Source organism: Streptomyces blattellae (genome assembly GCF_009709555.1).
Lineage (GTDB): Bacteria > Actinomycetota > Actinomycetes > Streptomycetales > Streptomycetaceae > Streptomyces > Streptomyces blattellae.
This window is the reverse complement of the sequence record NZ_WJBG01000200.1, coordinates 1-2230: the sequence shown is the minus strand read 5'-3', so window position 1 is coordinate 2230 and position 2230 is coordinate 1. Positions and strand designations below refer to the sequence as shown.

Below are 2230 nucleotides of genomic sequence, written 5' to 3'. Positions count from 1 at the left end.
CATACCACGACAACGAGGACCAAGACCCGAAGCCACGGCTTGTTTCCCGGCAAGCCCTTAGCGTCGCGGGTCGGCTGTCAAGGGTCTGGTGTGGTCAGGATGTTGATGCTGATGGTGGCTTTGTAGCTGGTCCGGTCGACGGTGCCTTTGGCGTTGTACTTGGAGATCGCGCGTTTGACGACGCGGGGCCGGGTGCGGATGCGCCGGTCGGGCATGAGGTCGGCCAGGATACGGCGGCCGATGGTGCCGACGAGGTCGATGGCGGTGTCCGCGATGACGCCCGCGGCCTGGATGACCAGGTCGCGGGCGGTGTTCAGGGCGATGGAGAAGCTGGCCCGGTCGGGATCGATGTCCGGGCGGGTGTCGGTGGCATCCGCCATGGCCAGCCGCAGGACGTGGTAGGTGACCAGCAGCGCGTAGATCTCCTGGGTGATGCCGTCGGGGGTGCGGGCGCGCAGGACCCGGCCGCCCAGGGTGGTGGACTTGATCTCCAGGTAGGCGGTCTCGATCTCCCAGCGCTGGTGGTACAGCGTGATCAGTTCGGCGGCGGGATGGGTCCGGTGGTCGGTGAGGGTGGTGACGAGCCGGTAGAGGCCGGTTCGGCGGCCTGCGGCCGTGGTGATGGTGATCTCGCAGTCGATGACACGTACGGGGACGGCGCCGATCGCCGACAGATAGGAGCCGTCACCACAGCGGCCCAGGACGGGCAGCCGGCGGCCGTTCTTCACGCGGACCAGCACGTGCGCGCCGGTCTTGGCTATGGCGGTCACCAGCGTCTGGGCGGCGAAGTTCCGGTCCAGCAGCACGATCATGCCCTCGCGCAGGCTGCGCAACAGGCGCGGGGCATAGACCGTCTCACCGTCGGTGGTCGGCCCGAACACCGCGTCCATCAGGGTGCGGGTGCCGCAGCAGACCAGGACCAGCAGCCGCAGCGCCGGGTACCCGGCGCCGCCGTTGTTGCAGCGGTGCTTGGTGAACACGGCCAGGTTCGCCGGGCTGTCGGGCACCGCCGCCAGTGTGCCGTCGATCGCGCAGACCAGCAGCCCCCGCCACCACACGCCGACGGTGCCGATACCCGGGGCAGGGCCGCGCAGCAGATCGAACAGCCATCGCAGCGGTGCGGCTCCCACACGCCTGCGGGCCTGCATCAGCGCGCTGCCTGTCGGGGCAGCGACCTGCAGTCCCTGAAGGCCCGCCGTCAGGCGTCGCCACACCTGCGGCCATCCCGACTGGGGGAACATGCACCCGGCCAGCAGCAGATACACCACGACCCGGGAGGGCAGGTCCCTCACTCGTGCCTGCACTCTGCCGGTCTGGGCCAACGCTTCATCGACCATCTCGAACGGAATGATCCGGGTCAACTCACCGAGATGGCCGGGCGCGAACGCCCCTTCAGCAACAACAACCTCATGCGGGATGGCAGACTTGACGCCCACGGAGCTCCTAGCCGAACAGTGATCTTGGTCGACACGGTTCTAGCAGGAGCTCCGTTCCTTTTCAGGCGGCTTGACACACCCGCCCCACGCCTAAGGGCTTGCCGATTAACAACTCGCTGTCTTGACGTTTGGTGGGTGGGTGATCTCTGCCGCGCTGGCGAGGGCGTAGAGGTCCTCGAGGGTGGTGAGTCGGTCGTCGGCGGGGTGGATGACGTGTCCAGCGGTGTCGAGGAGTTGGCGGATGTCGCGGATGCGCCGGTTGATGGTTTCGGGTGTCACGGTAAAGAGGCGGGCGATCGCGACCTGCGGAAGCCCGAGCCGCTGGTGAAGGAGGGTGGCCAGGAGCCGGTCGGCGAGGGTGAGGAGGGGGCGACGGCCGGTGAGAGGACCACCCTTGATGCGCGGCCGGTGGCCACGCCGTTTGTCCAGGTGCGTTTCCCGCTGGTCCTCGTGGAGGGCGGTGAGCGTGGTGATCAGCTTGGTCCACTCCTCGGCCGGGAGCCCGGTCAGGGCCGGGTGGCACAGCCAGGCGAGGTCGGCACTGGGCTGGTCGAACGGGTCCGGGGCGTCACTGACCTGGTCGTACGGCTCGGGGCGAAGGCTGTAGTTCCAGTCGCCGTGCCAGGCGTGGTGGTCCAGGGGAAGGGCGGCCATCTGCCGGTTGCTGATGCGGACGCCGGTGGGGTAGGTGGCGGTGTCGAGTTCGGCGCGGACTTTCAGCCCGGTGCGGGTGGTGGTCGCCGCGATGCTGTTCACGATGACGTCGTGGCTGGTCAGGGGCCTGCCCCGCCAGT

2 protein-coding genes are annotated in these 2230 nt (G+C 68.5%); both read right to left on the bottom strand.

From position 1 onward, the window contains the following. Positions 1–77: 77 nt before the first annotated feature. The gene (locus tag GFH49_RS27285) at positions 78–1436 is read right to left on the bottom strand and encodes an IS4 family transposase (RefSeq protein WP_230396518.1); all 1359 of its coding nucleotides are present in this window, start codon (positions 1434–1436) and stop codon (positions 78–80) included. Positions 1437–1541: 105 nt separating this feature from the next. Further along, the coding region (locus GFH49_RS27280) for an ISAzo13-like element transposase-related protein (protein WP_196218142.1) at positions 1542–2230 on the bottom strand (689 nt) is incomplete at its 5' end.